This window comes from Gracilimonas halophila (assembly GCF_042684365.1).
GTDB classification, from domain to species: domain Bacteria; phylum Bacteroidota; class Rhodothermia; order Balneolales; family Balneolaceae; genus Gracilimonas; species Gracilimonas halophila.
In genome coordinates this window covers 181,248-207,590 of record NZ_JBHULI010000025.1, presented here as the reverse complement: position 1 = coordinate 207,590, position 26,343 = coordinate 181,248, and the positions used below count along the sequence as shown (strand labels likewise).

Below are 26,343 nucleotides of genomic sequence, written 5' to 3'. Positions count from 1 at the left end.
TGACATACTCTTCTATTCTGTTAATAATCCTTGTACATAGAATTATCGCTCTAACTGTCATAACATTATCAACAACACATGAATAGGTTCAACAAAATCATTCTTTTTTGCGGGGGGATTACTCTCGGCTTTCTTCTTGCTTTCACACTCATTCAGGACAAAGATGCACCCATCACATCAGAGATGATCCGGAATGCCGCCTCTGTTATTGGGTTAGAGTTTACAGAAACCGAACGGGACACCATGGTCTCCTCGCTAGAAAGTACCCGAAATAATTTACAAGCTATCCGAGATCTGCATCTCCAAAATTCAACTCCTCCTGCTCTCAACTTCAACCCTATTCCTGTAGGCAAACGCTTTAATTTCCAACAAGGTGCTCAGGTATGGGACCTTCCCGAAGATGTTAAAATTCCTGAAAACCGCAATGAATTAGCATTTTATACTATTGGTGAATTGGCCTCCCTTATTAAAGATCAGAAGATCACATCCGTTGAATTGACTGAATTCTTTTTAGACCGAATTGAAAAACATGATGAGAAACTCGAAGCGATCATCACCGTTACCAGGGAACGAGCCCTTGAACAAGCTGAGCAAATGGATGTTGAACTTGAAAATGGCATCTACCGAGGACCGCTTCACGGAATTCCCTATGGTGCTAAAGATCTGTTAGCTGTAGAAGGCTATAAAACTACCTGGGGAGCAGCTCCATATAAAGATCAGGAGATCGACGAAACTGCAACAGTGATCCAAAAACTGGATGAAGCCGGGGCTGTCCTGATCGCCAAGACTACTCTGGGCGCGCTCGCTTATGGAGATATCTGGTTTGGAGGAAGAACAAATAATCCCTGGAATATTGAGCAAGGGTCAAGTGGTTCTTCCGCCGGCTCAGCTGCAGGAACAGCAGCGGGATTTTTCCCCTTTGCCATTGGCACGGAAACTTTGGGCTCTATCGTCTCACCCTCTACCCGAAATGGTACTACAGGACTTCGCTCTACCTACGGGAGGGTAAGCCGAAACGGAGCTATGGCTCTGAGCTGGAGCATGGATAAGATCGGACCTATTACCCGAAGCGTTGAAGATGCAGCCATTGTATTCAATGCCATTTATGGTGATGATGGGAAAGACCAAACGATCGTTAATTTGCCCTTCAATTATAAGGCAGACCTTGATATTACCACTCTAAAGATCGGTTACCTGGAATCCGCCTTTGAACAAGATTACTGGAATAAAGAACGGGACAGCTTAGTTCTTGAGACCATGAGAGATCTGGGAGTTGAATTGATCCCCATTGAGTTGCCTGATTTCAATGCAGGACCTTTACGATTGATCCTGACTGCGGAAGGAGCTGCTGCCTTTGACCAATTAACCCTTACCGATCAGGATGATTTGATGGAGTGGCAATCGCCAAGTGCGTGGCCGAATACATTCCGTGCCGCTCATTTTATTCCTGCTACCGAATATATTAATGCCAATCGGGCCAGATATGAGCTGATCCAGAAGATGGATTCTGTAATGCAGAAAGTGGATGTGTACCTCTCTCCTTCTTTTGGCGGAGGAAATTTGCTGGTAACAAATCTTACCGGCCACCCAAGCGTGGTTCTTCCAAACGGTTTTACGGATGGTGGAAATCCAACAAGCATCACTTTTGTGGGAGATCTGTTCAATGAGGCAGCTTTACTTGCCGTTGCCAAGGCTTATCAAAATGCTACCGATCATCATAAAAAACACCCCCCCTGTTTCTGGATTGAAGGGAATAATAGGTTCCAAAACGAACACTAAACGGTTCGATTTGTATCGTTCACCGGTCAAATTTCTTCTTAGAAGGAGTTTTCTTAACCCCTTTTAAAAGCTTGTCTATGGTGAAGGTGCTTTCTATTTTATTTAAAATCTATTCTAAATTTTTTAGTTATGCCTGAAGAATATAAAGTGCCCGATCAAACACGCATTGGTCACATTCACCTGAAAGTTTCTGACCTTCAACGCTCCCTCGATTTTTACTGTGGATTACTGGGATTCGAACTGATCACAACCTATGGAGACCAGGCCGCTTTTATTTCAGCAGGAGGCTATCACCATCACATAGGCTTAAATACCTGGCAAAGTAAAGGAGCACCACCAGCCCCAAAACGCAGTGCAGGCTTATTTCACACCGCCATCCTTTACCCCAGCCGAAAAGATCTGGCTGAAATTCTTCAGCGACTTATGGATGCCGGCTATCCTATTTCGGGTGCTTCTGACCATGGAGTTTCCGAAGCTATCTATTTAGACGACCCTGATGAAAATGGGGTTGAATTATACCATGATCGGCCCAAAAGCGAATGGCCGCGAACTAACGATGGAAGCATCGAAATGTATACCCGTGGTTTGGACATTCAGGATCTTCTTGGTGATTTAAAATGATCCTTCCTGATTTATTTACTGTATCCTAACATACCTCACCTTATCTTAACCCTTATTTCAACCAAAAGATTTTACCATGACCAAGCTCATTACTTTTCTGTCAATCTTTATTTTTGGATTTACATCAACCACTTCTGAAAACGTACGCTGGGGACAGATTGGCCACCGCACTACAGGAGATATAGCCGAACATTACCTCACCGATAATGCCGCGAAAGAAGTGAAACGCGTTTTGGGAAATGAATCGCTGGCTCAGGTGAGTACCTGGATGGATGAAGTTCGCTCTGATGGTGATTATGATTACATGGCCCCCTGGCATTACGTAACCATCCCCGAAGGCGAAACATATGAAACTGCTGAAAAGAATGAAGACGGAGATATCATTTGGGCTATCGATAAAGTAGTGTCTGAATTAAAAGAAGGTGGACTTACCCCAAAACAGGAAGCTGAGAATTTAAAAGTACTGGTTCATTTGGTGGGCGATCTGCACCAACCACTTCACGTGGGTAACGGAACCGACCGTGGCGGTAACGATGTAAGGCTTCAATGGTTTTGGAGTAACTCAAATCTCCACCGGGTTTGGGACAGCGAGATGATAGACGATAAGCAACTGAGTTTTACCGAACTTGCTGACTTCATCAATCATCCAACAGATGCACAGATCAAAGAATGGCAAAGTTCCTCCGTTCTGGATTGGGCGTATGAGTCACAAGATTTATTACCTCAGGTATATGACATGCCCGAAGACAAAGAACTTAGTTACGAATATGCCTACAATAACTGGGATACTGTTCAAATGCGCCTACTGAAAGCCGGAGTACGCATGGCCGGTTTGATCAATGAGATCTATGAATGACAGTGAGAAGTAATGAAGTGATCAAGTAAGCCTAAAGGAAAGCAGTCTCGTGGCGTACTTTATCACTTCTTTACTTCTATCGGGGAAATAAAGTTTGGGATTGGGGAGAATAAAGGAGAACTTGAGAGTGCAAATTAATTAAAGGCAACATCGGTATTTTTTCATTTAGTACAGTATTAGTTTCCCTTCTCTGGTTTGTTTTAACTAACATTTAAATTTCGCAGCCGATTTTAGAAATGAAATATGCTCATTTTTTAAGCATATAGTACACTGTGCCTGCGAACAACACTTATATATTTATATTATGGAATACGGTAAAGTAAAATGGTTCGATACTCAAAAAGGTTTTGGGTTTATCCAACCTGATAATGGTGAAAAAGACATCTTTGTTCACCGAAACAACATTGAGAACCTCGGATTTAACGAAGGTATCAATGATGGCGAAGAAGTAGAATTTTCTGTGGAAGAAACTGATAAAGGCCTTAGCGCTACTGAAGTTTACATCCTCGAATAATTCCTTCCTTCGAAGAAATTAGAGCCCCGGACATTAAGTTGTTCGGGGCTTTTTTTATGGCTTTATGTTATTCTCAATTATTCTTGAATAAAAAAAGGCCATCATAATGATGGCCTTTTTGATATCGTACTATTTTTAGGGTCAGTACTTAGCAGGCATTCCTTCTTCAGGAATGGAATTTCGGATGAATTCCCTGATATCCTCATTGGAAGTAGCAAGGTCTTCAGAACGCAAATACATCATATGACCGGAACGATATCCTTTAAAGGACATACGATCTTTTAGCTTGCCGCTTGGATCGGTATGCCACATAGTGTATTTGGCATCAAAGTAGTTGGTACCGCCATCATAATATCCTGACTGAGTCATTACATGCAAAAACGGATTTTCCGCCATTGCAGATCTCAAGTTCTCGCCGGTATTATTGCCACTTCGATCCCAGGGATGTACAGGGCCGAATGTCCAGTACTGAAGATCGGTTTCATATCCCAACTCATCTCTTAAATAGTGGTTAATGGCCGGTGTGAATGCATGATTCCAGGCGGTAAGTGCCGGATCAAAATCATATCGTTCTCCACCATTCTCCCGATCAATTCCGCGATATCTTGAATCAAGACGTCCTACAGTTAATCCTTCATCCCGAAGTAATTCTTTCCAGAAAAACCCTGTTGAAATACTCAAATTTCGGTCCAGAATTGCCTGTTTTGAAATACCGGAATACAGAGACACTTTTTCGGCAATTTCATCACGTTCTTCATCACTAATAAACCCGCCTTTTGCCAGTGCCGGTATGTATTCATTAATCGTGAATTCTTCAACCTCAGGGAGGATATCATCCAGATCTTTCTGCTGAAGGCTGTTATCTAAAGCATCATGATACCAGGCTGTTGCTGCAAAATAAGGCAACGGTGTAGCATCCCCGACCGGGCCGCTACGCTCTATTCCAAGTCCGGTAGGTGAAACCAATATAACCCCATTCAAATACATCCAATGAGACGACTGAAGGCGATTAGCAAGTCCTGAAACCCTGGTTGTTCCATAACTCTCGCCTATAAGATATTTAGGTGAGGGCCAGCGATCTTGGCGGGAAACGAAGGTATCGATCCAATCGGCGAGGTAATCAACATCTGCATTTACCCCAAAAAACATAGAGCGATCTGTTTCCTCATCCAAAATCCTGGAAAAAGCTACGTTCACCGGATTTACAAAGACGATATCTGCAACATCTAAAATCGAATGTGGATTATCTTCTACTCCATATGGTTGAATGGGAAAGCCTTCATCATCAATTTTAAGTTTTTTAGGTCCGGTATAACCTATGTGCATCCAAACTGAAGCTGAGCCCGGCCCCCCGTTAAAAGAAATAACAAGTGGTCTTCGGGTTTTATCATTAACATCAGACCTTTCATAGTAGGTATAAAAAAGTGAAGCAACGGCTTTCCCGTCCTCATTCCAAACCGGTTGATTCCCTACAGTGGTAGTATAGGGAACACGCTCCCCTTTTATGGTTACCTGGTGTTCAGTCGTATTACTCCAATCAATTTTTGAAGTACGTTCACTGGATTCCTGCGCCACTACTGAAAATGAAAACAGCATAAATACTGTCAGCAGCAAAGGCTTTCTTATATTTATAAGCATAGATATAAATGGTTAATTATGATTTGACAATTCATAGTTAGTGAATAAAGCTGTCAAATTATAATCAAAAACAGTAAAACCTCTTGCTAAGTTAGCTATCCGGCACGAGTTGATTGTCTATCCTAAACCTGAAATCTATAACCGTTGAGTCTCTCTCAACTTTTAGAAAAATTCTACTCCCTTTTTTATACTGAAAGTAATTGATCAGGTCGTCCATTTTAAGATTGAATACGTTCCTTCCATTTATTTCATTGATCACATCTCCTTCTTCAATACCTGCTAAAAATGCGGGAGAGCCCTCCCTAACATAAGCTACTACGTAGAATGGAAGATCCGGAATTGGGGTGTAAACTTCGATCCCGCTCGAATTAAAGTAAAATTCATCATTGTAGTTACTGTTCTTGCGGAGATACAGTGAACCATTCTCATAATGAAAGATCACTTTAAATCTGCGTAAAACATCCCCCCCCCCAATACTTCCTTTTCTATCTTCGATCCTAAGGACTCTGCGTACAGAATGACTATCAGGAAATGCTATAACCGGTTCCTCGAAAATGAATTCCCCAATTTTCATTGATTGTACCATTCCAAGTTTTCCAATTACTTTTCCACTTAAACCTGTTCCAATGATTGAATTTACATTAGCTTCAGGTACTTTTATGCTCTCATCTTTTGACTCATATAACGAAAACGAGTTACTTGCCCCGGTATCAAGAAGCAACCGGAGAGGCGTAAATGCCCCCCTTCCTTATGTTTATAACCTACTTCAATGTACGATTTATCATTTTGTACCGTCAGTGGAAGCTCATACCATTTTCGGTGCTCAGGAAGCTCCCTGAATTTCTCTTGAAAAGCATTCGGTTCGTAGATCCTAAGTAATTTACGGCTATAGTTAATTTCAACAGCAAAACTTTCAAAAAAGTCGTGGCCTAAAATCCCATTTATTTTGGTTCCCATGAACGTATCAAGCTGGAAAATATCTTCCTTGAGTAATAAAACTTCTGCATTTGATGCTACTATCCTCTCGCCGATCTTAATATTATTGTCTAAAGACAGAAAAGCTTCTATTGAGTTCCCCTCTCCAAGACCTGCAAGCCGTACAGTTTCAACATTATTCAAATAAAGTCCCTCATCATATACCGAGGTTAGAATATTTCCGCTCGCCCCGGAATCCAAAATAAACTTCATAGGAGCTGAATTGTTTATGCTGGCCTCAATGACGATAAGATTATTGATCAATGTAAAAGGTATGGTTACGCGGCGATCATTATTTCTTGTGATCTCGAATACTTTTGAGAGTGATTCCTGTGCGTACAAGCTGCTACAGCCTATTACCAATGATAATAGCACAACCGGTATTCCTGTTTTCTTAAATGCACTTAACATTACCAATAGAGATTAGCTTTAATATTCATGTTTGATTAACGTCTTTGATTGCTCAAAAATTTGCACATTTATTTAATACTTAATAGCTAATATAAAATTAACAATCACTTTTTGGTATTAATTATAGAAAAGCAGATATTAAAGGTGATGCAAAATGTATGGTAAGAATCAGTATTAGTATATTCAGTATAGTATTTGTTTCCCCTCTATAGTTTGTACAACTAACAATAAATTAACAGCTGCACTTAATATTTCTGTTTAACTTAATTAATAGTAATAAACGCAGTTGTAATCAATACAAGACAACAACATTATGGAATACGGTAAAATTAAATGGTTTGATGCACAAAAAGGATTTGGATTCATCGAACCTGACAATGGTGGAAAAGATATTTTTGTTCACCGCAACAACATCCAGAACCTTGGTTTTGAAGAGGGGCTTGCTGATGGCGAAGAAGTAGAATACGACGTTGAAGAAACTCCTAAAGGCCTTAGTGCCATTGAAGTTTCTCGAGTTGGCTAATTCTAGCCTGTGAGAATTTAAAACCCCGCATGTATATCACATGCGGGGTTTTTTTGTATCTGTGAATCTTATCCAAAACCTGATATGGCTTCTAAACCCTTCGATATTATTCTAATAGGTGCTACCGGTTTTACCGGTAAGCGCGCGGCAAACTATCTGAAAGATAATGCTCCTAATGACCTGAACTGGGGGATTGCCGCACGAAATTCTGAAAAATTATCTGCTGTTGCTGATAAGCTTAACCTCTCAGTTGATCGTTGTTTTACCGTTGATACAACTGACAAAAAACAGGTTGAAGCCGTAGTTAAGCGAACAAAGATCGTCATCACAACAGTTGGGCCATTCTCCTTATATGGGGAAGAAGTAATAGCTGCTTGTGCCAGATCCGGTACTCATTACCTGGATATAACCGGAGAAGTTGGGTTTATCAAAAAAATGAAAGATCGATACGGGGATCTTGCTGAACAAAGTGGCGCCAAGCTCATCCCCTTTTCAGGTTTTGACAGTATTCCGGCAGATCTCTCAACGTTGCTATTAAGCAGAGAATTTGATCAACCTGAAAAATTGAACATCAAAGCTTATTACAGTATTAGCGGGGGATTTAATGGGGGAACCATAGCTACCATGCTTAATAAATTTGAGACAGGGGAGTATAAAGAAATGAATGACCCACGTCTTTTACTTCATCAAAGTGATCAGCTTATTCACCCCCCTGAGAATGGGCATTTTTTTGGATATGACAAGAATATCAATCGATGGTCTTCACCATTTATTATGGGAGCCATTAATTCAAAAGTAGTATATAAGAGTGCTTCTATCATGAGGAAAATGAGGAAGTCTTACGCCAAAAGCATTTCCTACAGTGAGCATTCTTCTTTAGGAAAATGGTATAACCCCCTCCCTTTTTTATTTATTTCATTGATGCTTTTTTCATTGACTATTTTTGGGCCTTACAAGTGGTTCAGAACGTTCCTAAAAAAGATCATGCCTGCTCCGGGGGAAGGGCCTTCTGAAGACCAGATTCAAAACGGATACTTCAAAATGAAAGCAATGGCAAACGATTCTCAAGGAAATCATCATACCCTTACGATGTCTTACCCCGGTGATCCCGGAAATAAATCAACGGTTTTCTTTTTGTGTGAATCAGCCTTATGCCTGGCTGAATCTGAGAATAATATCACTGAAGCAAAAGGCTTTTTGACTCCAGCCACTGCCTTTGGAATGAAATTAGCTGTACGATTACAACAGCGCGGATTACAAGTAATGATAGATCCGGAGTGATTTAAACACAATTATGTGTACTTTAAGCCTGCAATGATTAAATAAATTACCGAGGTTTCAGTGAGTGTACAGAAAGTCACATTCAACAATAAGATTGATAAAGAATTCAGTCGTACTGTTAAACAAAGAGTAAGCGACTATTTTGAGGAAAGAAATTTATCCCGGCATTCGAATGCTTCCATGGTGATAAAAACCATCACTCTTCTTAGCCTTTATTTTGGAGCCTACGCGTTGATAATGTCTGGGCAATTCTCTTTAGGTGTGATGTGGCTACTGTGTGTTACCATGGGCATAGGGATGGCGGGTATCGGATTTTCAGTTGCCCATGATGCACTTCACGGAGCTTATTCTTCTAACAACAAGGTAAACTATGCATTGGGTCTCACCTTCGATCTGATGGGTGCAAACGGTTATATCTGGAAGATCACCCATAATATCATTCATCACACCTATACCAATATTCATGGTCATGATGAGGACCTTGAAGTAGCTGCATTCATTCGTTTATCTCCACATTCTGATTTTAAACCCGTTCACAGAGTACAGCATATTTTAGCTTTTTTCGCTTATAGCTTTGCCACTTTCTTTTGGGTGTTTGTAAAAGATTACTGGTACTTCTTCAAAAGTCCTCTGGGACCATATGAGAACAAGAATCATCCCACCAAGGAATGGATCACCCTCATTGTTACAAAAATTATCTATTACGGCTATACTATAGCACTCCCTCTCCTTATTCTGGATATAACCTGGTACCAATGGCTGATCGGGTTTATAAGCCTGCATCTTACTGCAGGTTTTATACTGGGAGTCATATTTCAGCTTGCTCATGTGGTTGAGGAAACCATGCACCCCGAGCCAAATGAAGATAATATGATCGAAAATCACTGGGCTATCCATGAAATGATTACTACTAATAATTTTGCCCGCGATAACAAACTTCTTTCCTGGTATATAGGTGGATTGAATTTTCAGATCGAACACCACTTATTTCCTAAAGTTTGCAGTATTCATTACCCTGAGATCAGCCTTATAGTTGAAAAAACAGCTAAAGAGTTTGGCATTCCTTACAATCACCACAAAACGTTTAGAGAGGCCATAGGCTCTCATTATCGAACGCTAAAGAATTTCGGAGACCCTGACTTTAACTTACCATCGGCTGCCTAAATGTGAATTCTAATATTAAAAGCCTCAAATTCATCTCCTAATTTCATACATTCTATGCGGGAAAAATACTGTATAGGTTAGTAAATGAAATATGGATAGTAGTCCTTTAAACTTCTTTTTGGGGTGGGCTCTTTTATTTTTTGTAAGCACGGGTTTATTTGCTCAACCTGTTGCAGATGAGGGGACCATTGATCTTACAAGCATAGATTTTCATACTCAAGGTGCAGTTGAGTTAAATGGGGAGTGGAAATTTTACTGGGAAGAACTTCTTGAGCCACATGCTTTAGATTCTACTTTAAAAACCAGATTTGTCAGCTTTCCCCACCTTTGGAATGAAGATCCACAACTTTCCTCATTTGGTTAGGCCACTTATGCTCTCGAAATTCAAAAACCCAAAGGCGCTTCCCAGCTAGGGGTTACCATTCCTGATATGTACACGGCCTACACGCTATATATAAATGGAATTGAAGTTGCTAAAAATGGACAGGTTGCAAAATCCCGGGATGAGTATACCCCGTTTTGGTTACCTAAAACCATTTCTATTGATCAGTTTAATTCGGACACTCTTGAACTTGTTCTCCAGATTGCCAATTTCAGGCATAGCAAAGGCGGATCCCGGCTTCCTATTTCGATAGGAAATATTGAATACCTGGAAAAAAAGCGGACTATCAAACTTGGATTCAGTCTGCTTTTAACCGGCTGTTTATTTATGATCGGTTTATTTTTTCTGGGATTGTACCTTTTTGGTCGCCATGAGATCCCGATGCTGTACTTCGCCTTTGTTTGTTTCTTTTTCAGTTATCGTATTCTCGGTACTGAATTGTACCCCTTGCATTATCTACTTCCTAACCTTCCATGGCTTCTTACTGTAAAAGCCGAATATTTTAGCCTTTACTTTACCCCTGCTCTTTTTTGCATTTTTGTACAACAACTTTATCCAAAAGAAACGTCAAAACCGATCATCTATTCACTATCGGGAATATTTGGAGCATTCTCTGCTTCCGTTATCTTGCTATCTCCTTATTACTTTACAAAGACAGTTGATCTGTTTTTCATGATCGTTTCTTTATTTATTACCTATATAACCTGGGTATATATAAAAGCTGTTAAAAATAAGAGAGAGGGGGCAAAATTTGCTTTAGCAAGTGTAGTACTTGTGTTCATCGTATTCCTTCATAACTTGCTTGAGTACAACACCATACTTAAAGAGAACCTGCCTCTTAATTTTATTGGTTTCTTTTCCTTCTTTTTTCTTCAATCTCTCATTCTTTCCTACCGCTTCACCAACTCATTGACAAAGTCTCGCATAAAAGCTGAAGAAGCAGCAAAAGCCAAAAGTCAATTTCTCTCGACCATGAGTCATGAGATCAGAACCCCATTAAATGCCGTAATAGGATTATCAGAGTTGTTACTGCACTCAGATTCCGAAAAAGAAAACAAAGAGTTCGCGTTGAACATAAAGCAAAGTGGAGAGCACCTTCTCGAGATCTTAAACAACATCTTAGATTATTCTAAGTTTGAATCAATGGGTATTGAAACGGAAATGGAACCGGTCAATATCAGAAAATTAGTGAAGGAGATCACCCAACTTCTGTCTCCACTTTCTTCAAATAAAGATCTGAAGATAGAATTAAAAATTGAAGAAGATGTTCCTGAGTGGATCTTATCTGACTCAACTCATTTAAAACAGATTTTGATCAACCTTATAGGTAATGCTATCAAGTTCACCGCAAAAGGATCTATTTCTGTATTCCTTCAAACGAATGATGAAGTAAATAGAAAGGGGGATCTTAAGTTTACGATCAGCGATACCGGTCCCGGAATATCCAACAAAAACATCCACCGTTTATTCAAGAGTTTCTCCCAGGCCGATCCAAGTTCTACCAGAAAGCACGGCGGAACAGGTTTAGGCTTGGTAATAAGTAAAAAATTGGTAGAAGCTTTGGACGGCGAGATCTGGTTTGAAAGTGAACTTGGGAGCGAAACCACTTTTTATTTCACATTAAAAGCCCCTAAAACTTCAAATCTGGCAACTGACGAACAAGAGTATGACCTTAATTTAGAGCTATCAGAAGCTAGAATATCGGACCTTCATGTACTGGTTGCAGAAGATAACCTGATGAATCAAAAAGTTATTCTTAAGATACTCAAGAATATTAATATTTCAGTTTCTGTGGTAAATAATGGGCAAGAAGTATTGGACAAACTGAATAAAGAAACTTACGACCTTATACTTATGGATATGGAAATGCCTGTAATGGATGGGATAGAATCCACAAAAAGAATCAGAAATGATATACCTGAAAACGAACAACCTGTGATTATCGCAATTACTGCCAATGCATTTTTGGAAGATCGCGAAAGGTGTTTAAATGCAGGTATGAATGATTTCCTTACAAAACCTGTCTCCATGGACGATATTAAAGATATGATCTACAAATGGTTCAGCTAATTTTTACAGAGCTTTACCCTGTTATAGCATCTTTTTTCAAATAGGTTTAAAAAGGTTGCTTAAAATTGAACATTAGTTGAAGAAATTCTCTTAAAAATATGATCTACAACACAAAGTTATTGCTTTGTTTAATGGTTTTTGGCCTAATGATCTCTGCATGTAATCGGCCTACAGATATTTCTGAACAAAATGTAAGTCGTGTTATTCAAACACTCAGTGCTGATCATATGAAAGGTCGTCATGCTCTTAAGCCAGAGATTCATCTATCTGCTGATTTTATTTCCAATGAATTCAGAGAAATTGGGCTTTCTACATTATCAGGCCTACCAGACTACAAGCAGAATTTCACCATTTACTCTGCAAAACCCATTGAAACTTCTGTACACATAAATGGCCAAAAACTAGACAGTAAATATTACTTTGGTCTTGCAATGACACCGAATCTGAAATGGAACACAGAAGATGCAAACATCAAAAACATTTCAAGTGAAGACAATTACAGGGAAAAATTCAGAGCACTTACTGATGATCAGGAATCTTCTGTAGTTCTGGTATCTAGGGAACACTCAAAATTGTTTCATAGATATCGATCGTACTTTGTACGATCAAATCGTTCTCTTGAATTGAACAAAACACCTCATGATGTTTTCATATTAACTGATCAATCTGTACGTAGTTTTAACATTGATTTAGAATATGATATAACAGACCATGAGCTATCAAATATTGCAGGAATGATCGAAGGGAATAAAAAAGATGAGATCGTTTTGTTTTCTGCACATTATGATCACATTGGAGTGATCTCCCCTGTTGATGAGGACTCTGTTGCAAACGGAGCCAATGATAATGCCTCCGGGGTAGCTGGAATCATAGAATTGGCCCGGTATTTCAAGAGTCTTGCTCCACCCAATCGTACTATATATTTTGTTGCTTTCACTGCTGAGGAAATCGGTGGTTATGGATCTACATACTTTTCAGATCAAATAGATCCTGAGAATATAGTTGCTTTGATGAATCTGGAAATGATAGGTAAACCAGCTATTGAAGGCCCTAATACCGCTTGGGTTACCGGTTTTGAATATTCTTCTTTGGGTAATATTCTAAAAGAAAGTGCAGCCGACATAGATTTTGAGTTTTATCCTGATCCTTATCCAAATCAAAACCTATTTCTGAGGTCAGATAACGCCCCGTTTGCACGACTTGGAATACCTGCGCATAGTATCAGCACAACCCCTATCGACATAGATCAGGATTATCACAAGGTTAGTGATGAGTTCAATACTATTCATATTCCCCATACTACGAATACCATAAAAGCTGTAGCAAATGCATCAAAGATGATCATCTCCGGGGAAAAAACCCCAACCCGTATCGATATTGAAGAGATAAATTAATTACTGTTTCAATACTGCTTCAAACCCGGGTGTTTATTCCATACCATTGTTGGGTGATACCATGAATAGAAGCTTTTCCTATCGCCAGATCCTGACTTGGAATGCCTATTATTTTTCTTCCGGGAAAATAAGTTCTGAATAACTCCAATGCCTGCTCATCATACTTTTTATCATAAAGAGGCACCAATACTACTCCATTGGCAATATAGAAAGATGTGTAGCTGACAGGTACACTTTCCATCCCGTTTGAGGCCGTTTTCTCATTACAAACTTTTGGCAATGGCAAGGTCTCAATATTTATATTTTTCCCATTCTTTAGCTTAACCGATCTTAAGATCTCTTTATTTTTCTCAAGATCTTCATAGTTAATATCATCCTTGCTTTCACACACTGATGTTACAACTGTATCTTCATTAAGCCAACGGGTGACTTGATCAACATGACCATCTTTCCCATCCCCCTCTAACCCTCTCTTTAACCGTATGATCTGTTTAACACCAAGATACTCCTTCAATTTGGACTCAATCTGAGCTTTGGATAGCTTGGGATTTCGGTTCTTATTTAACAACACAGATTCAGTAGCTAATAAAGCTCCGGCTCCGTTCACATCGATTGCACCTCCTTCAAGGGTCATGCCCGGCTGAACCCTGTTTATGCCGAACTTATTTGCAATAAAGGACGGTAATATGCTGTCATTTCCCCAAACAGAGCTTTTTCCACCATAACCATTGAAATCCCAATCAGTGATCACGTAATCATTTCCTTTTTGAACGAAAACAGCACTACAGTCTCGTGCCCAAACACTATTTATCTTTTGCTGATGGATCACGATCCTGTCGAGTTCGACAGGCTTCAGAGAAAGCTTTTGCATTACCCGATTTCGAACTTCCAGGTTTTCAACAAAAAGGTGAATGGGTTCAAAAAAGTGCAATTCTTCAATAATCCTGCAATACACCTCTTCTACTCTATCAAGCCGTTCCCCTGACCAAATTTCTTTGTTTGAAGGCCAGTGTAACTGTGTTGCTGCGTGCCTGTGCCACTCAGCCGGCATCCTGAATTTTGATCCGCTATTCATTGTCATTTACAATCTTGAAATTTTGGGCACTTTAACCAGCATCAAACCAATGAAAATGTACTTTATTATCATGTATTTATATTAGTAAGGTTGAATTGTAAATTATGTAATGTATATGCTAAAAGTTAAAGCTAAATAAATGAACCTTCCCGCTCTGTTTTTATAAATAGAACGGATGTTTAACATAGTATTAATTGACGCCTTTATGTCTTGGGTATACGTATTAGAATAGCCTAAGGACTCTTAATTTAATCTTCAGGACAATGAGTAAAATTAATTGGAATGACATTGAACCTATTCTGGACCAAGTTCTGGATGTTCCAAAGGAAAAGCGAAAGTCTTTTATCGAACAAAAATATCGCGGGCAGACAGAACTTAAAGAACAGATCTTTGAATACCTCCATTCTATAACAGAGTCAGAAGGTTGGCTTGAAGGTTCCGATAATTATAAAGATGAGTTACTGAATGGTCTTACTGAAGTCATGATATACCAATGATTTCATGAAGTTACAGGCAGTTCATCAATAACTTGAGTTGCAAAATTGGTTTATTACCTCCAATTTTCTATCATTATCTATTATAGATAATGCGAATTTAGATCATCAGAAGAGAAGATATTTGGTTTATGAGTACTGCAAGTGAAGTTTCGCATTTATTAAATAGGTTAAAAGAAGGGGAACAGGGGGCATATGATAAGCTTAAAAACATTACCAACAGACATATCAATAGGCAATATTCCGATCACACTTTGTCCAGAACAGAATTAGTCCATGAACTTACCTGAAGATCATTGACCAGGATTGTATAAAGGTGAATGACAGGAACCATTTTTTGGCTATAGCGTCGAAGTGCATGAGGCAAATACTGATTGATTATGCACGAAAAAAGAATGCTAAGAAACGAGGCGGTAAAAACAAGGACCTTACCTATGTTGAAGGCATTTATTTTACCTTTGATAATAAAGCTCAAGAACTAATTGATATTGATAATGCCTTAAAAGAACTATCCAAACTAAATGAACGATTGAGTACCGTTGTCGAAATGCGTTTTTTTGGTGAAATGAGTATTGAACAAACTGCTGAAGCGCTGGAAATCTCAGAAAGCACAGTTAAAAGAGATTGGCTGAAAGCAAGAGGATGGCTTTATAAAGAGTTGAAAGGGAAATTTGAGCTTGAAAAGTAACATCTTATAAGGCTTGCCCCGGGGTTCATGAATGGACAAAAAGACCTGGCATAAAATTGAGAATATAGCAGACCGTTCACTTTCATTACCTGCTAAAGCCAGAGAGCTATTTATTAGCAAAGAATGTCAAGGCAACACTGAATTGCAGCATGAAGTAGAAGCGCTGATAAAATCCATTACCGATTCCGAAGGATGGCTCGAAGATCCCGCCGATTTTATTAGCGATATTTTCAAAGACCTTCCTGACGAGCTTGATGTGTTACAGAGCACCAGATCTTTAATAGGTAAAAAGGTTGGTGCTTACACCATCATCAAAGAAATTGCAAAAGGCGGGATGGGAACGGTTTTTCTTGCAAAAAGAACTGATGGTGTTTTTGAGCATAAAGTAGCTATTAAATTAATAAATGCAGACAGAGCCACTGCAGACAATATTGAGCGATTCAAACAAGAACGAAACATCCTGGCAGAACTAAATCAGCCGAGCATTGATCACATCTATGACGGAGATTTAACTGCCGATGGGGTTCCCTATTTCATTATGGAATATATAGATGGGATTCCTATCACTGAATACTGTATTCAAAACAAACTTCCTCTTTCAGGCCGTATTAACCTGTTTAAGAAAGTTTTGAAAGCAGTCCAGCACGCACACGAGAATTTGATTGTACATCAAGATCTTAAACCTGATAATATCTTAGTTACTAAAGAGGAAGATATTAAGATCCGGGATTTCTGAATTTCAAAATTACTTCGGAGGAAAACCAAGGAGTCCGTTCCTGAAATAAAGAAACATGCTTTAACACTCTCCTATGCTGCTCCTGAACAGATAAGACAACAGACAATTACAACTGCCACCGACATTTATTCTCTTGGGTTAGTATTCTATGAATCCCTTACAAACAGGCTCCCTTATTCTTTAGATGGTCTTTTATTTACCGAAGCTTATGAAAAGATCCTTTACTTCAATCCCGTTCCACCAAGTGGTAATGTAGCCCCTAATGCAGGTTTGACAACCAAAGATATTGGATCTGATCTTGATGAGATCATCTTAAAGGCTTTACAGAAACATCACAGAAATAGATACCGGTCTGCTTCTGCATTCTTAGCAGATCTTAAAAAGTTTGAAAAGCATTTACCCATATCAGCTCGTGATAAAACCCTGACCTATGTTTCAAAAAAATACCTTCGGAGAAACAAAAAAGCCCTGGGCGTAGCAACCTTTATATTAATTCTGATCATCAGCTTTGCTTCATTTTATACATTCAGGATCACCGAACAGCGAGCACAGGCACAAATGGCCGCAACAAAAGCAGAAGAAGTTTCAGATTTTCTGATCTAGCTTTTTGAAGCCAGCGACCCGGCAAGCAACCTTGGTAATGTCTTTACCACCCGAGAACTCCTCAGAAATGGAGTTCAAAAATCTGAACAATTATCCGGTCAACCCCTTCTTCAGGCACGACTTTTTGATATTACCGGACAAGTTTATCGCAACATTGGGAATTTTGAGCAGGCGAAATACCTGATTGGAAATGCGATCAGTATGCGAGAGCGAAACTTGGGGTACTATCATCCTCTTACCTTGGCAAGCAAACATAATCTGGGATTAGTATTGAATGATATAGGGGATTATCATGAGGCGGAAACTATTTTTAGGCTGGTATACGAGCAGAGAAAAAAAACCCTCGGTAGTGATCATGTAGAAACCGCTTCAACTCTTTCAAATCTTGCTTACAGTATTCGAAGACAAGGTAATTATACGCTGGCAGAAGAATTGGCTCGTGAAAGCCTGAATGTTTTTACAACAAAACTGGGTACTGATAATATTCAAACACTGGATATTATGAATAAGCTTGCTATAACCCTCCATAATAAAGGTGAATATCAGGAAGCAGAGGATATATACCTTGAAGTACTGGAAAAGCGTACAGAGCTTCTTGGATCTCCTCATCCTGAAGTAGCACAAAGTATTAATAGTTTAGCTGCATTGTAATTAATCACCGGGCAATTTCTTGAAGCCAGATCTTTAATGATGGAAGCGTTAAGGATCCAAAAAGAACTATTTGGTCCTATTCACCCAAATGTAGCAGTCGTCATCAATAATCTTGGACTGGTAGATACTGAACTTCAAAATTATGAACGTGCAGGAGAGTATTTTGAAGAAGCGTTAGCTATGCGTCTCGAGATCCTGGGAAGAGATCATACCAATACCGGAATTAGCTTTTTTAGCATCGGAAATCTAATGCTTGAAATTAACCGCCCTGACTCGGCTATTGCCAGTTTTGAAGAAGCAGCTTCAATTTTTAAAAAAGAACTATCCGATGATCATTCATTTATGGTTCACTCCAATTTAGGGATCGGCAGAGCTCTCAGTCAAAAGGGGTTATTAGAGAAAGCGGAACCTTATTACTCAGAAAGCTTCGAAAAAATTAAGGAGATTCATCAGAATTATTCCATAGAACGTGCAATGGCTGAATACCATGTAGGAAGGTTCTATTTGAAATTAGGCCAAATATCCTATGCTGACTCTCTGCTAAAAAGTTCCTATCAAGCTTTAGAAAGAATAGAAGGGGATAATAAGAACAGGCAAGAGAAAGTCCTTCTTGCCCTTCAAAAGATCTGAAATTAATGATCTTAGCCAACTCTATATGAATGTTTCTTTCTCTATTTAAAAGGTATGGAATCATAAAATTCCAAAAATATCAGGGATATAATTTTTCCATTTTCATCTTATGTTCATTACAGGCATTCATATTTAGGTAAAATGTTCATTCAACATAAGTATGAAAAGCACTTACAAGTTTTTCCATAAATGCCTTCAATTATTGCCTAATCTTAGGATTATAGGTTAAAATTCATCAATCAAATGCTTACCTTCTTGACTCCTGAAAAAATAAAACAACCAAAAAGACAGCATGAGCGTAGATTACAAATCGCATCCGAAAAGTAAAACCGGACTTGGGTACCTCGGTCTGGATAAACACGAAAATGTATTTTGGAACCTTTCACCGGCTGAGTTATATGAGCAAGCTATTATTCGCGGTGAGGCCATTCTCACTAAAGATCATGCATTGAGAGTTTTAACCGGACAATATACCGGCCGTTCTCCAATGGACAAATTCATTGTAGACCAACCCTCTATTCACGATGATATTGATTGGGGTGAGATCAACCAGCCTATTTCAGAAGAAGTTTTCGATAATCTTTTTGATAAAACTATTAGCTATCTGGAAGACAAGGATCTCTTTGTTAAAGACCTTTTTTGTGGTGCTGACAAGAAAAACAGGCTTAATGTACGTGTAGTGAGTGAAGCTGCATATCACGGACTGTTCTCACATAACATGTTTATCAACCCTTCTGATGAAGAGCTCAAAGACCACGAACCTGAATTTACAGTATTGGCGGCTCCTCATTTGAAAGCCGATCCCGAAAAAGATGGAACCCGCACCAGCACATATATACTTTGCAATTTTGAGAAGAAGATCATTCTCATCGGAGGCACACTGTATTCCGGAGAAGTAAAGAAGGGTATTTTTGGAGTAATGAATTATTTACTCCCCAAGAAAGGTGTAATGGCCATGCATTGTTCTGCAAACCATGACGAGAATGGTAAAACAGCTGTTTTCTTTGGATTGTCAGGAACAGGAAAAACCACGCTTTCAGCTGACCCTGAAAAGACATTGATCGGTGATGATGAGCACGGGTGGAGCGATGAGGGAACATTCAACTTTGAGGGAGGATGCTACGCAAAAACCATCAACCTGTCTCAGGAAAATGAACCTCTAATTTATGCTACAACCAAGATGCCCGGTACTATTTTGGAAAATGTAGTACTTGACAAAAACCGTGAACCAGATTTTGATGATGTAAGTCTTACACAAAATACTCGCTGTTCATACCCACTTGAATTCATCCCGAATGCAAGTAAAAACGGTAAAGGCGGACATCCTGAAAATATTATCTTTTTAACCGCAGATGCTTTTGGTGTACTCCCTCCTATTTCTAAATTGACTCCTGAGCAAGCAATGTATCACTTCATCAGTGGATACACCGCTAAGGTTGCCGGTACTGAGCGTGGTGTTACAGAGCCTCAGGCAACGTTCTCAGCTTGCTTCGGTGCGCCTTTCATGCCATTGCACCCAACCGTTTATGCAGAGTTGTTAGCGAAAAAAATTCGCACGCACAACTCAAATGTATGGTTGGTAAATACCGGCTGGACTGGCGGAGAGTACGGAACAGGACATAGGATGAAACTTCCTCATACCCGACGTATGCTGAGTGAAGCCATCGCAGGTAATCTTGAAAATGTTGAATTCGTCAAAGATCCTGTATTTGGAGTTCAGGTTCCTACTGAAGTTGACGGGGTACCAAGTGAAGTACTGGTTCCCCGTAACACATGGGCAGATAAGGAAGCCTATGATGCTAAAGCCAAAAAGCTGGCTGCAATGTTCATTAAGAACTTTGAGCAGTTTGCAGATGAAGCAAGTGATGAATTGCTTGCCGCTGCTCCTTCAGTATAAACTGAATTTAAGAGTTCATTTATTAAAGCTCGTTTCTTAGATGAAACGAGCTTTTTTTATATACTTTATTCTTCAGCCAAGGCATTCAGTTTCTCAAGATTGTCCTGAACCCGAAGTGCTTCGATCGCTTCATCAATTCCACCTTTCATAATGTTATCCAGATCATAAAGTGTAAGGTTGATACGGTGATCGGTAAATCGACCCTGAGGAAAATTATAGGTTCGGATCTTGGCCGAACGATCTCCTGTTGAAACCTGACTTTTTCGCTCAGCGGCTCTCTCCTTCTGCTTCTGCTCCAGTTCAATATCATACATCTTCGCCCGGAGCATGGTCATGGCCTTCTCTTTATTCTGATGCTGAGAACGCTCTTCCTGACATTCAACTACAATTCCGGTAGGTTCATGAGTCAAACGAATAGCGGAATCTGTTTTGTTAACGTGCTGACCACCTGCTCCGCTCGCGCGAAAGGTATCAACCCGAATATCTGCAGGATTGACATGGATATCTACTTCTTCTACTTCGGGAAGAACTGCAACGGTTGCAGCTGAGGTATGAACGCGACCCTGGCTTTCGGTTTCAGGAACCCGCTGCACGCGATGAACACCGCTTTCATACTTCATTTTCCCAAATACCTCATCGCCTTCCAACGAAAACACGATCTCTTTGTACCCACCCTTTTCGGAGTGATTGATACTCATAATGCTCATCTTCCAGCCCATCTTGTCTGCATAACGGCGGTACATCTCAAAAAGATCACCGGCAAAGATAGCGGCTTCATCCCCCCCGGTACCTGCCCTGACTTCCACAATAGCATTCTTCGAATCTTCGGGGTCTTTCGGGATCAATTTCATTTTGATGGCTTCTTCCAGTTCGGCCAGTTCTGTTTTGATCTCCTTATTTTCATCTCGTGCCATTTCAGTGATCTCGGCATCCTCATTCATTTCGATGAGTTCCTTATTTCCCTCCATCCGGTTCGTAAGATCTTTCCAGGAATCATAATCCTTTACCAATTCCTCCAGATCACTTCTCTCCTTGGTAAGCTCAGTATATTTGTCAGGATCATCAAACACCGCCGGGTCACTCATTGCGGCATTTACTTCTTCGAACCTTGATTTAATTTGCTTTAGCTTTTCTTCAATATCCATATTTCGGGCTGATTTTTTCAATATCAAAAATTACGGAATTCATTCATTGATTGATAGAAGTAATCAAGATATTGATGTCTTTTCATTGAAGGCTAACCAATCCAGTTTATACGCCTGACTAAAAATATTCTTACATTCAAAATAAAAACGACTTATGCCTCTTTCTTCACTTCCCGCAAAACTGAAACTTGGATTTTTAGGTGCAGGTCAGCTTGCCCGGATGAGCAGTCTTCAAGCTTTTAGATTTGGAATTCAGGTAGCTGTTTTCTCAGACCGATCCGAAAATGAACCGGTTCAATTTATGACTCCTTTTTCTACTTCCGGTTCTTTTGAATCGGTGGATGATATGGTGGAATTTGCCAAGGGGTGTGATGTGATCACACTTGAGAATGAATTTATCAGCTCTGATATCCTGAAGGAAGTTCAGGAGAAAAGTGGAACCCCGATATATCCTTCTCCTGATAGTTTTGCACTCATTGAGAACAAACTGATCGAAAAACAGACTTTTGAGGCCGCCGGAATTCCGGTCACTCCATACAAGCTGGTTAAAAATGAATCTGAGCTCGAAGATTTTGGAAAAACTCATGGCTGGCCTTTTATGTTGAAATCATCTAAAGGTGGATATGACGGTTATGGGAATGTAACAGTGAAGAATATTGAAGATGCAAAACAAGCTTTTTCAAAACTCGGCGGCAATAATGGAGAAGATATTCTGGCCGAAGCTTTCGTTGATTTTACTAAGGAACTCGCAGTACAGGTAGCCCGAAACGAAACGGGAACAGTTGTTTACCCTTGTTGTGAGACAGTTCAGGAAGATCATATTTGTGTAGCGGTATTATCCCCGGCTCCCGTTGAAAAAATTATTCAGGAAATGGCTCAGGAATTAGCTTTCAAAGCTACAGAAGCCATTGATGGGAAAGGTATTTTCGCCTATGAGTTTTTTCTCACCAAAGAGGGATCCCTGATTTTAAACGAATCGGCCCCAAGGCCACATAATTCCGGTCATTATACCATTGAGGGAACAGTAACCTCCCAATTCGAGAATCATGTCCGTGCGGTACTTGGACTTCCACTCGGCTCAACCAGGCTGAATAAACCTGCAGTGGCCATGATCAACCTATTAGGGACGCATAAACGTCCTGCTGAAGCCGACCAAATCACCGAAGCTTTGGAAACCGAGCACGGGCATCTCCATGTATATGGGAAAGTGGATAGCAAGGTGGGCCGGAAAATGGCACATTATACCCTCCTGGGAGACGACCTTGAGGAGACCTATAAAAAAGCAACCCATGTAACACGCGAGATCGAAATTTGAAATTCTGATTTCTGAGTTCTGAGTTCTATATTCCATCCATTATTTAAATCCAATCAAAGAATTAAAAAATGAGTAATGCCATCGTCGGAGTGGTAATGGGCAGCGATAGCGACTGGCCTACCATGAAAGAAGCCACTGAAATTTTAGATTATTTTGAAGTGCCTTACGAGAAACGAGTAGTTTCAGCTCACCGAACACCGGACGTGATGGCGAACTACGGAAAAGAAGCCCGTGATAGAGGGATCAAAATTATTATAGCCGGTGCCGGTGGTGCAGCTCACCTTCCGGGAATGCTTGCCAGCCATACCACATTGCCTGTAATAGGTGTTCCCGTTAAAACCTCGGCTCTGGGCGGAGTGGACAGCCTCTACTCGATCGTGCAAATGCCCAATGGAATTCCGGTTGCTACTGTTGCCATTGGTAAAGCTAATAATGCGGGGTTATTGGCTGTTAGAATGCTTGGAATGAATGATAACGAACTCGCTGATAAGCTGAAATCCTATCACAAAGAGATGGCAGATGAATCGATGAAGAAAACACAGAATTTAAAGTAGTCTCTTTAATTTCTTGAACGGAAATATCCAGACCTTTCAGTTTCAGCTAATAAAATAAATTCCCTAAATCCTTTGTGATAGGTCTAAAATAACGTACTTTTGCCATTGGATTGACAATGGTACTTAGACTACTGCATTTTTTCAGACTTTAGTTCTGGTTTTTCCTTGCATTCCGATATTTAATTTTCAACCAGATTTAGACATTATGAACATTTATGTAGGAAACCTAAGTTATGGGGTTTCAGATGACCAACTTAGAGAAGTTTTTGAAGCTTACGGAGAAGTAAGTTCAGCAAAAGTAATAAGCGACAAATACTCAGGCCGTTCAAAAGGCTTCGGGTTTGTTGAAATGGACAACGACGCAGAAGCACAAGCTGCGATCGACCAATTGGATGGTGCTGAGATTGATGGTCGTGCTGTTAAAGTAAACGAAGCCAAGCCTCGTGAAGATCGTCCAAGAAATAATAAAGGCGGACGAAACTAAACTTTCATCGCTTAAAGATCTTAAGCCTTTCTCTATTCAGGGAAAGGCTTTTTTTATAGTCATACTTTTATTCTAAAGGTAACTTTCATGCTATTCTTGAGTATGACTGCCTTGAATTCCCATATTAAAAATAACATTAGGAGCATTTATCATGATCATGACCACAACAAACAATCTGGATAAAAGAGAAGTAAAAAAATATCTAGGTATTGTAACCGGAGAAGCTATTCTTGGGGCAAATATCTTCAGAGATTTTTTTGCGGGTATTCGGGATATCGTGGGTGGTCGTTCCGGAGCTTATGAGAAAGAATTACAATCAGCGCGTAAGATCGCTTTTGAAGAATTGGAAATGAAAGCCAACAGCGTAGGTGCAAATGCCGTTATTGGTATCGATCTGGATTATGAGACCATAGGAGCCAATGGAAGTATGCTAATGGTTACCGTGAGCGGCACTGCCGTTCTAGCAGAATAATAATGTGCAGTGTGCAATGTGCTGTGCATTGAAATAACACAGCACATAGCACATTTCTACCCAAACATATCTTTCATTTTAGAAAAGAAATTCTTCTCGCTTCCGTCCGCATTTTTAGCATCAAAATTCTCTGAGCTTTTAAATGACTGTATGGCCTCTTTTTCTTTATCTGTGAGCTCTTCAGGTACATAAATGTTAAGACGGACATATTGATCTCCCTCACCGGAATTATTAAGTCCTTTGATTCCGCGACCCCGCATTCTCAACATTTTACCTGGCTGTGTGCCGGGATCGATCTTAAGCTTGGCCTTTCCTTTCAGCGTAGGTACCTGAACCTCGGTACCAAGTACAGCGTCCGGAATACTAAGTGTTAAGTTGTAATAGATATTATTTCCATCACGGTCAAAATGTTCGTGTTCTTTTTCTTCTATCAGTACGATCAAAGAACCTGCTGAGCCACCTCTTCGTCCGGCATTACCCTGTCCTCTTAGTGTAATGTAGTTGCCATTAGAAACTCCGGAAGGAATGTTTACCTTAATGGTTTCCTCTCCTTTTATTCGGCCTTCACCACTACACTTCTTACATTTATTCTTGATGATGCGACCTTCACCACTACAAGTTGGACAAGCCTGAACATTCACCATCTGTCCTAACATGGTTCTGGTAACCTGCCTAACTTCTCCCATTCCGTTACATGTAGAACAGGTCTCAAAATCAGAATTGGTCTCTGCGCCGGTTCCGCTACACTCATCGCATTTGATCTGCTTCTTGATCTTAAGTTTCTTATCAGCTCCAAAAGCGATCTCTTCAAGTGTCAGAGGCATTCGGATCTTCATATCCGAGCCGGGCTGACCGGGCTCGCGTCGGCCACGGGAGCGTCCTCGTCGGCCACCTCCTCCAAAAGCTTCTTCTCCAAAGAATCCACTTCCGAAGATATCACCAAACCTACTGAAGATATCCTCAAAGCCCATGTTATCGAAGTCAACTCCGGCTCCACCGCCACCGAAGCCACCCTGTCCGTTAACTCCGGCATGACCAAATTGATCATACTGAGCTTTTTTCTGTGGATCTTTCAGGACTTCGTACGCTTCAGATGCTTCCTTAAATTTCTTTTCAGCATCGGAATCCCCTTTATTTCTGTCGGGGTGAAACTTCATGGCCTTCTTTCGATAGGCTTTTTTTATTTCAGCTTCCGAAGCACTTTTATCAACTCCGAGTATTTCGTAATAATCTCTTTTAGTAGACATAAATATATTTTACTCGCTTACAATTACTTTGGCATGACGAATTGTTCTGTTACCAATCTTATAGCCACTTTCCAATACCTGGAGGACTACATCACTTCCTGTATCGTCATCTGAAGCGGGTTGTTTCATCATGGCATCGTGCAGGTTTACATCAAAAGGAACACCTGTTGCATCGATGCGCTCTACTCCATGTTTTTCAAGCACACTTTTAAATTTCTCTGCCACCAACGTTACACCTTCCAGGAAACTGTCCTCAATTTCGGATTCTTCGGCAGCCTTCAATGTTCTTAAAAGGTCATCGGCTATGGGCATAAAATCTTCCAATGCCCCTGCTTTTGCTTCTTCAAAAAGCTGAACTCGTTCTCGCTGAACTCGCTTCCGAACATTTTCTAGTTCAGCTGCTTTTCGTAAAAGACCGTCTTTGGCTGAGGCCAATTCATTTTCAAGTTCTTCGATCTTTAAATCTTTTTCGTCTTTTTCAGATTCTTTCTCATCTTGTGCTTTCTCTGCCTCAGTTGATGGTTCTTCTTCAACAACCTCTTCCTGGGTCTCAAGTTCTTTTTCTGAAATTTTTTCTTTACTCATGTACTCTTCAGTTGGAATTTTGGCTTTATACTTTTCTTTATTTGTTATCCATAGAGCAAATAGTATGCCATCTGCCTTTCATACATTGCGGGATGTCAAAGTTACCCTAATCTGACATCAATTTTAGAAAGTGGCATAAAAAAACCCCGCTTTTGATAA

26 protein-coding genes and 2 pseudogenes are annotated in these 26,343 nt (G+C 40.0%); 20 read left to right on the top strand and 8 right to left on the bottom strand.

Going from position 1 to position 26,343, the window contains the following annotated elements; genetic code table 11:
- Positions 1-78: 78 nt before the first annotated feature.
- The 4 genes from ACFSVN_RS11745 (at position 79) to ACFSVN_RS11730 (ending at position 3,770) form a co-directional block, all read left to right on the top strand.
- Positions 79-1,779, top strand: a complete 1,701-nt coding sequence (locus ACFSVN_RS11745; protein ID WP_390302864.1) for an amidase — start codon at positions 79-81, stop codon at positions 1,777-1,779.
- Positions 1,780-1,908: 129 nt separating this feature from the next.
- The gene (locus ACFSVN_RS11740) at positions 1,909-2,400 is read left to right on the top strand and encodes a VOC family protein (RefSeq protein WP_390302861.1); all 492 of its coding nucleotides are present in this window, start codon (positions 1,909-1,911) and stop codon (positions 2,398-2,400) included.
- 76 nt (positions 2,401-2,476) lie between these two features.
- On the top strand, positions 2,477-3,256 hold the full coding sequence (locus tag ACFSVN_RS11735) for a S1/P1 nuclease (RefSeq protein WP_390302858.1): 780 nt from the start codon (positions 2,477-2,479) through the stop codon (positions 3,254-3,256).
- Positions 3,257-3,560: 304 nt separating this feature from the next.
- Positions 3,561-3,770, top strand: a complete 210-nt coding sequence (locus tag ACFSVN_RS11730; RefSeq protein WP_290872680.1) for a cold-shock protein — start codon at positions 3,561-3,563, stop codon at positions 3,768-3,770.
- A gap of 141 nt (positions 3,771-3,911) precedes the next feature.
- On the opposite strand, the gene ACFSVN_RS11725 is transcribed toward ACFSVN_RS11730, so the two are convergent.
- From ACFSVN_RS11725 to ACFSVN_RS11710, 4 genes and pseudogenes are all read right to left on the bottom strand, one after another.
- The gene (locus ACFSVN_RS11725; RefSeq protein WP_390302855.1) at positions 3,912-5,366 is read right to left on the bottom strand and encodes a S10 family peptidase; all 1,455 of its coding nucleotides are present in this window, start codon (positions 5,364-5,366) and stop codon (positions 3,912-3,914) included.
- Positions 5,367-5,499: 133 nt separating this feature from the next.
- Positions 5,500-5,982, bottom strand: coding sequence for a PDZ domain-containing protein (locus tag ACFSVN_RS11720; RefSeq protein ID WP_390303852.1), 483 nt, complete (start codon positions 5,980-5,982; stop codon positions 5,500-5,502).
- A gap of 3 nt (positions 5,983-5,985) precedes the next feature.
- Positions 5,986-6,129 (bottom strand): annotated as a pseudogene (locus ACFSVN_RS11715) (hypothetical protein); the annotation flags it as partial.
- Entirely contained in the window at positions 6,066-6,794 is a 729-nt protein-coding gene (locus tag ACFSVN_RS11710) for an aspartyl protease family protein (protein ID WP_390302852.1), read from the bottom strand. The gene ACFSVN_RS11710 and the pseudogene ACFSVN_RS11715, both read right to left, overlap by 64 nt.
- Before the next feature lie 313 nt (positions 6,795-7,107).
- On the opposite strand from ACFSVN_RS11710, the gene ACFSVN_RS11705 reads away from it, so the two are divergent.
- From ACFSVN_RS11705 to ACFSVN_RS11680, 6 genes are all read left to right on the top strand, one after another.
- Complete coding sequence (locus ACFSVN_RS11705) at positions 7,108-7,317, top strand: cold-shock protein (protein WP_103665130.1); 210 nt, start codon at positions 7,108-7,110, stop codon at positions 7,315-7,317.
- Between the two features lie 84 nt (positions 7,318-7,401).
- Positions 7,402-8,598 (top strand): saccharopine dehydrogenase family protein, encoded by a 1,197-nt coding sequence (locus ACFSVN_RS11700; RefSeq protein ID WP_390302848.1) that lies wholly within the window; start codon positions 7,402-7,404, stop codon positions 8,596-8,598.
- A 60-nt stretch (positions 8,599-8,658) separates the two neighbouring features.
- Positions 8,659-9,762: a fatty acid desaturase family protein gene (locus ACFSVN_RS11695; protein ID WP_390302845.1), complete on the top strand. Its 1,104-nt coding sequence runs from the start codon at positions 8,659-8,661 to the stop codon at positions 9,760-9,762.
- A gap of 91 nt (positions 9,763-9,853) precedes the next feature.
- Positions 9,854-10,126 carry a hypothetical protein gene (locus tag ACFSVN_RS11690; RefSeq protein WP_390302842.1) on the top strand — a complete coding sequence of 91 codons (273 nt, stop codon included), beginning with the start codon at positions 9,854-9,856 and terminating at the stop codon, positions 10,124-10,126.
- Between the two features lie 66 nt (positions 10,127-10,192).
- On the top strand, positions 10,193-12,214 hold the full coding sequence (locus tag ACFSVN_RS11685; protein WP_390302839.1) for an ATP-binding protein: 2,022 nt from the start codon (positions 10,193-10,195) through the stop codon (positions 12,212-12,214).
- 98 nt (positions 12,215-12,312) lie between these two features.
- Entirely contained in the window at positions 12,313-13,608 is a 1,296-nt protein-coding gene (locus ACFSVN_RS11680) for a M28 family metallopeptidase (protein WP_390302836.1), read from the top strand.
- Positions 13,609-13,627: 19 nt separating this feature from the next.
- Here the strand turns inward: ACFSVN_RS11680 and ACFSVN_RS11675 are convergent, their stop codons facing one another.
- The gene (locus ACFSVN_RS11675) at positions 13,628-14,683 is read right to left on the bottom strand and encodes an agmatine deiminase family protein (protein WP_390302834.1); all 1,056 of its coding nucleotides are present in this window, start codon (positions 14,681-14,683) and stop codon (positions 13,628-13,630) included.
- Positions 14,684-14,946: 263 nt separating this feature from the next.
- Between ACFSVN_RS11675 and ACFSVN_RS11670 the strand changes: the two genes are divergently transcribed.
- The 6 genes and pseudogenes from ACFSVN_RS11670 (at position 14,947) to ACFSVN_RS11645 (ending at position 20,382) form a co-directional block, all read left to right on the top strand.
- Entirely contained in the window at positions 14,947-15,180 is a 234-nt protein-coding gene (locus tag ACFSVN_RS11670; protein WP_390302832.1) for a hypothetical protein, read from the top strand.
- 283 nt (positions 15,181-15,463) lie between these two features.
- A complete protein-coding gene (locus ACFSVN_RS11665; protein ID WP_390303849.1) occupies positions 15,464-15,865 on the top strand; it encodes an ECF-type sigma factor in 402 nt (133 codons plus the stop codon).
- Between the two features lie 31 nt (positions 15,866-15,896).
- Positions 15,897-17,204 (top strand): annotated as a pseudogene (locus tag ACFSVN_RS11660) (serine/threonine protein kinase).
- A gap of 129 nt (positions 17,205-17,333) precedes the next feature.
- Complete coding sequence (locus ACFSVN_RS11655; protein ID WP_390303846.1) at positions 17,334-17,855, top strand: tetratricopeptide repeat protein; 522 nt, start codon at positions 17,334-17,336, stop codon at positions 17,853-17,855.
- Between the two features lie 3 nt (positions 17,856-17,858).
- The gene (locus tag ACFSVN_RS11650) at positions 17,859-18,485 is read left to right on the top strand and encodes a tetratricopeptide repeat protein (protein ID WP_390303843.1); all 627 of its coding nucleotides are present in this window, start codon (positions 17,859-17,861) and stop codon (positions 18,483-18,485) included.
- A 292-nt stretch (positions 18,486-18,777) separates the two neighbouring features.
- Positions 18,778-20,382: a phosphoenolpyruvate carboxykinase gene (locus ACFSVN_RS11645; protein WP_390302830.1), complete on the top strand. Its 1,605-nt coding sequence runs from the start codon at positions 18,778-18,780 to the stop codon at positions 20,380-20,382.
- Between the two features lie 65 nt (positions 20,383-20,447).
- On the opposite strand, the gene prfA is transcribed toward ACFSVN_RS11645, so the two are convergent.
- Positions 20,448-21,521, bottom strand: coding sequence for a peptide chain release factor 1 (prfA, locus tag ACFSVN_RS11640; RefSeq protein ID WP_390303840.1), 1,074 nt, complete (start codon positions 21,519-21,521; stop codon positions 20,448-20,450).
- 160 nt (positions 21,522-21,681) lie between these two features.
- Between prfA and ACFSVN_RS11635 the strand changes: the two genes are divergently transcribed.
- From ACFSVN_RS11635 to ACFSVN_RS11620, 4 genes are all read left to right on the top strand, one after another.
- A complete protein-coding gene (locus tag ACFSVN_RS11635; protein ID WP_390302828.1) occupies positions 21,682-22,842 on the top strand; it encodes a 5-(carboxyamino)imidazole ribonucleotide synthase in 1,161 nt (386 codons plus the stop codon).
- A gap of 68 nt (positions 22,843-22,910) precedes the next feature.
- The gene (gene purE / locus ACFSVN_RS11630) at positions 22,911-23,396 is read left to right on the top strand and encodes a 5-(carboxyamino)imidazole ribonucleotide mutase (protein WP_390302825.1); all 486 of its coding nucleotides are present in this window, start codon (positions 22,911-22,913) and stop codon (positions 23,394-23,396) included.
- A gap of 205 nt (positions 23,397-23,601) precedes the next feature.
- The gene (locus ACFSVN_RS11625; protein WP_390302822.1) at positions 23,602-23,880 is read left to right on the top strand and encodes an RNA recognition motif domain-containing protein; all 279 of its coding nucleotides are present in this window, start codon (positions 23,602-23,604) and stop codon (positions 23,878-23,880) included.
- Between the two features lie 151 nt (positions 23,881-24,031).
- Positions 24,032-24,352, top strand: coding sequence for a heavy metal-binding domain-containing protein (locus ACFSVN_RS11620; protein WP_390302819.1), 321 nt, complete (start codon positions 24,032-24,034; stop codon positions 24,350-24,352).
- Positions 24,353-24,408: 56 nt separating this feature from the next.
- On the opposite strand, the gene dnaJ is transcribed toward ACFSVN_RS11620, so the two are convergent.
- Positions 24,409-25,599: a molecular chaperone DnaJ gene (gene dnaJ, locus ACFSVN_RS11615; RefSeq protein WP_390302816.1), complete on the bottom strand. Its 1,191-nt coding sequence runs from the start codon at positions 25,597-25,599 to the stop codon at positions 24,409-24,411.
- 9 nt (positions 25,600-25,608) lie between these two features.
- Positions 25,609-26,184: a nucleotide exchange factor GrpE gene (locus ACFSVN_RS11610; RefSeq protein WP_390302813.1), complete on the bottom strand. Its 576-nt coding sequence runs from the start codon at positions 26,182-26,184 to the stop codon at positions 25,609-25,611.
- Positions 26,185-26,343: the final 159 nt, after the last annotated feature.